The 3,945-nt window shown below is 70.7% G+C and carries 6 protein-coding genes; 3 read left to right on the top strand and 3 right to left on the bottom strand.

Annotation, left to right across the window (positions count from 1 at the left end; genetic code table 11):
- On the top strand, nucleotides 1–290 hold a 290-nt coding region (locus tag H5J29_RS23985), incomplete at its 5' end, for a universal stress protein (RefSeq protein WP_181783292.1).
- Nucleotides 291–338: 48 nt separating this feature from the next.
- Here the strand turns inward: H5J29_RS23985 and H5J29_RS23980 are convergent.
- Nucleotides 339–1,136, bottom strand: a complete 798-nt coding sequence (locus tag H5J29_RS23980; protein WP_181783291.1) for an ABC transporter permease — start codon at nucleotides 1,134–1,136, stop codon at nucleotides 339–341.
- Nucleotides 1,136–2,095, bottom strand: coding sequence for an ABC transporter ATP-binding protein (locus H5J29_RS23975; RefSeq protein WP_181783290.1), 960 nt, complete (start codon nucleotides 2,093–2,095; stop codon nucleotides 1,136–1,138). Before H5J29_RS23975 ends, H5J29_RS23980 begins: the two co-directional genes overlap by 1 nt.
- An 88-nt stretch (nucleotides 2,096–2,183) precedes the next feature.
- Here H5J29_RS23975 and H5J29_RS23970 point away from each other — a divergent pair, with 88 nt between their 5' ends.
- Entirely contained in the window at nucleotides 2,184–2,957 is a 774-nt protein-coding gene (locus H5J29_RS23970) for a TetR/AcrR family transcriptional regulator (RefSeq protein ID WP_312858375.1), read from the top strand.
- On the opposite strand, the gene H5J29_RS23965 is transcribed toward H5J29_RS23970, so the two are convergent.
- A complete protein-coding gene (locus tag H5J29_RS23965) occupies nucleotides 2,927–3,349 on the bottom strand; it encodes a winged helix-turn-helix transcriptional regulator (protein WP_181783289.1) in 423 nt (140 codons plus the stop codon). The two genes, H5J29_RS23970 and H5J29_RS23965, sit on opposite strands and share 31 nt — an antisense overlap.
- A 59-nt stretch (nucleotides 3,350–3,408) precedes the next feature.
- Between H5J29_RS23965 and H5J29_RS23960 the strand changes: the two genes are divergently transcribed.
- Nucleotides 3,409–3,945, top strand: a 537-nt coding sequence (locus H5J29_RS23960; RefSeq protein WP_181783288.1) for an MFS transporter, incomplete at its 3' end; no start/stop codon positions are given.

The raw sequence follows: 3,945 nt of genomic DNA, 5'->3' as shown, positions 1-3,945 counted from the left end.
TCCCGCCGGAGGTGGGGCTCGACGCGGAGGACGAGGTGCTCGCCCAATGGCGCGAGCAGATGGCGGCGGCGCAGAAGCAGGTGCTCGCCGACCTGGACGTGCACGGCGAGGCGGAGATCGCCGTCGGCGCCGACCTGCACGAGGCGCTGGTCTCCGCGGGCTGGGAGGACACCGAGGTGCTGGCCCTGGGCTCCAGCGCCCCGGGCCCGCTGACCCGGGTCTTCCTGGGCTCGCGCGCCACGAAGTTCGTGAGGCACTCCCCGGTGCCCGTCGTCGTCCTCCCCCGGTAGCTGTGAGTGGCGACAGTCGCTATGGCGACTATCGCCGCTCACAGCTGTTCAGATGGTGGCCTTGCGGATCGAGCGCACCCCGACGAACAGTCCCACGGCAGCGGTGACGAGCGCGGCCACGAAGCCCCACACGATCGTCAGGGAGCCGAAGGTGCCGGAGAACAGCACCCGCTCGGCGTCGACGATGTAGGTGAGCGGGTTGAACTTCGACACCACCTGCATCCAGCCCGGCCCGGTCTCCAGCGGCAGCATCATCCCGGAGAGGATCAGCAGCGGGAACAGCAGCGACTGCTGCACCGCCCAGAAGATCCACTCGGTCTTGCGGGCCGCGATCGCCAGCGCGTACGACAGCGCGCCCACGCCGACGCCGAAGATCCCGAGCATCACCAGCCCCACGACCACGTGCATCGGGTACAGCACGAAGCCGAAGGGGATCGCGACGAGCGTGATGATCGCCGCCTGCACCACCAGCGGCGTGAGCTCCTTCAGCGCCCGCCCGACCATCAGCGAGGAGCGGGCCAGCGGGGTGGCCAGCATCCGCTCGAACGCCCCGGTCATGATCTCGAACTGCAGGTTCGCGCCGGTCATCGACGTGCCGAACATGGTGATCATCACGACGACGCCGGGCAGGAACCACTGCAGCGACGACCCGCCGAACAGGGCGCCGTCGCCCGCCAGGCCGGACAGCAGCGGGCCGAAGAAGCCCAGGAACACCAGCGGCTGGACCAGCGAGAAGATCAGCGAGAACGGGTCCCGCACGATCGTGAGGGTCTCCCGCCACCAGACGTGCCCGACGTCGGTGAGCACGCTCGTGCGCGGCGGTGCGGGCAGGCTCAGGGCGACCATCAGGACTCTCCTTCGCGCAGGCTGCGGCCCGTGAGGTTGAGGAACACGTCGTCGAGCGTGGGCTGGCGGGCGGAGGCGGCGAGCACGTCCACACCGGCGGTGCGCAGCCGCTCCAGCACGCCGGGCATGGCGTGCGAGGCGGCCTCGACGCGGATCGACAGGGCGACCCCGTCCGGGTCCGGCTTCTCGGCGGGCTCGGACCCCTCGGTGGCGAGCAGGCCGCGCGTGCGGTCGGCGTCGGCGGGCCGCACCACCACGGTCAGCCGGTCGCCCGCCTGCTTGCGCTTGAGCGCGTCGGCGGTGTCGTCGGCGATGATCCGCCCGTGGTCGATGATCACGACCCGCTCGGCCATCGCGTCCGCCTCGTCGAGGTAGTGCGTGGTGAGCACGATCGTGGTGCCGCGCTGCTCACGGATCCGCGTGATGTGCTCCCACAGGTTGGCCCGGTTCTGCGGGTCCATCCCGGTGGACGGCTCGTCGAGGAACAGCAGGCCCGGCGCGTGGATCAGGCCGAGCGCGATGTCCAGCCGGCGCTTCTGCCCGCCGGACAGCGTGCTGACCTTGCGCATCCGCAGGGCGTCCAGGTCCAGCGTGCGCAGCAGGTCCTCGCCGTTCGCCACCGCCTGGGCCTTGCTCATCCCGTAGAACCGGCCCTGCATGACCAGCTCGTCCCAGACCCGGTAGTTGTGGCCCGCGCCGTCCTTCTGGCCGATGTAGCCGATGCGGCGGCGGACCTCGGCGGGCTTGGCGACGACGTCGACCCCCGCGACCTGCGCCGATCCCGACGAGGGCGGGAGCAGGCTGGTCAGCATGCGCAGCGTGGTCGACTTGCCGGCGCCGTTGGGGCCGAGGAACGCGACGAGCTCGCCCTCCGCCACGTCGAGGTCGATGCCGCGCACCGCCTCGATCGTCTCCTTGCCCACCCGGAAGGACCGGGTGAGCGCTTCGGTGTGGATCATCAGCTCTCCGCATTCCGTACGGCGTACTGCGTTATCTCGGTATAAGGTACACCGTACGGAGTGAGTTGCGCGAAGGAGTTTCGCAGAAGTGGACGAACCGGTCAGCGAGCAGTGGGGGACGCCCGAGGGGCAGGCCATGCTCCAGCTGCTGTGGGACCCGCCCCCGCCGCCGACCCGCGGGCCGAAACAGCGGCTCACGCTGGACCAGGTCGTCGTCGGGGCCATGGAGGTCGCGACCGAGCTGGGCGTCGACGAGCTGTCCATGCGCAAGGTCGCCCAGCACCTCGGCGTGGGGGCGATGAGCCTGTACACCTACGTGCCCGGCAAGGACGAGCTGTTCGAGCTGATGATCGACCGCGCGTACGCGGACCGGGCCCTGCCGGACCGGGCGCTGCCGTGGCGGGCACAGGTGGAGTTCCACGCGCACGAGGCCTGGCGGATGTACCAGGAGCACCGGTGGCTGATCCGGTCGAACCTCTGGCGGATGCCGCTGGGCCCCCACGTGCTCGACGCGCAGGAGGACCTCTACCGAGCCGTCCTGCTCACCGGCCTGCCGGAGACGACCGTCGTGCGGGTGGCCGGGCTCGTCGAGTCCCACGTGTTCGGCGCGGCGCGTGCCGCGGTCACCGACACGTCCGTGGCGTCGCGGACCGGCATGACCACGGACGACTACTGGGAGTCCCGGGCGGGCTTCTGGGGCACCTACTTCTCGACCGAGCGCTTCCCGACCATGACCCGGATCTGGGAGCGGGGCGGTTTCGACGACGACTGCCCCGAGCAGGCCTGGGAGTTCGGCCTGGCGCTGCTCCTCGACGGCGTGGAGCGGCTCGTTCAGGCCGGTGGGGCCGCCGCCCGGTCGTAGCTCGCGCGGGCGGCGATGATCTGCTGCTGGTGTGCCTCGGTCCAGGTGACCAGGGGCTTGATGGTGTCGTGCAGGGTGCAGCCCATGTCGGTCAGGGAGTAGTCCACCCGCGGCGGGACCGTGGCGTGCACCTTGCGGTGGACCAGCCCGTCCCGCTCCAGCTGGCGCAGGGTCACGGTGAGCATCCGCTGGCTCACGCCGTCGATCTCTCGCTTCAGCTCCGTGAACCGCATGGTCCGGCGCTCCAGCAGGGCGATGACCAGCAGTGACCACTTGTCCGCGATCCGGTCGAGGATCTGGCGGACCTCGCAGTCCTCCCGGGCGTCCCACTGGAAGGGGTCGTCCTCGGTTACCGCGCAGGAACTCGGTTCCGGAGAAGTGCCGTCTTCCATGGTTCGCCATGGTGACGCACGATGCGGTCGGTATCAAGAAGTAACTCTCGGGGGTTCCGATGACCGTGCTCGACCGTCTCTCCCCGCGCGCCTGGGCGCTGCTGCTCGTGCTGTCCGGGGCGATCTTCCTGGAGGGCGTGGACATCTCGATGATGGGCGTGGCGCTGCCCAGCATGCGCGCGGACCTCGCGCTGGGTACGGGGGAGCTCCAGTGGGTGGTCAGCTCCTACGTCCTCGGCTACGGCGGGTTCGTGCTGCTCGGGGGCAGAGCCGCCGACCTGCTCGGCAGGCGCCGGGTCTTCCTGGTGATGCTGGGGGTGTTCGTGGTCTTCTCGGGGCTGGGTGGGCTCGCGACCGAGGGCTGGATGCTCGTCGGGGCCCGCTTCGTGACGGGCGTGGCCGCGGCCTTCACCGCCCCGGCGGGCCTGTCGATCATCACCACGACCTACGCGCGGGGCCCGGCCCGGGACCGGGCGGTGTTGGTCTACGCCGGTGCCGCGGCGGGCGGGTTCTCGCTCGGGATGGTCGTGGGCGGGCTGCTCACGGCACTGCACTGGCGGTGGGTGTTCTTCGCGCCGGTGCTGCTGGCGCTGGTG

The sequence above is a fragment of the Pseudonocardia pini genome, assembly GCF_013870575.1.
Taxonomy (GTDB): domain Bacteria; phylum Actinomycetota; class Actinomycetes; order Mycobacteriales; family Pseudonocardiaceae; genus Pseudonocardia; species Pseudonocardia pini.
Note: the sequence above shows the minus strand (reverse complement) of the source record. Positions and strands in the feature narration are given on the sequence as shown.

Bases quoted from the DNA above. Each gene is read 5' to 3' on its own strand.
- H5J29_RS23980 (WP_181783291.1), bottom strand. From the start codon at position 1,136: ATGGTCGCCCTGAGCCTGCCCGCACCGCCGCGCACGAGCGTGCTCACC.
- H5J29_RS23975 (WP_181783290.1), bottom strand. From the start codon at position 2,095: ATGATCCACACCGAAGCGCTCACCCGGTCCTTCCGGGTGGGCAAGGAG.
- H5J29_RS23965 (WP_181783289.1), bottom strand. From the start codon at position 3,349: ATGGAAGACGGCACTTCTCCGGAACCGAGTTCCTGCGCGGTAACCGAG.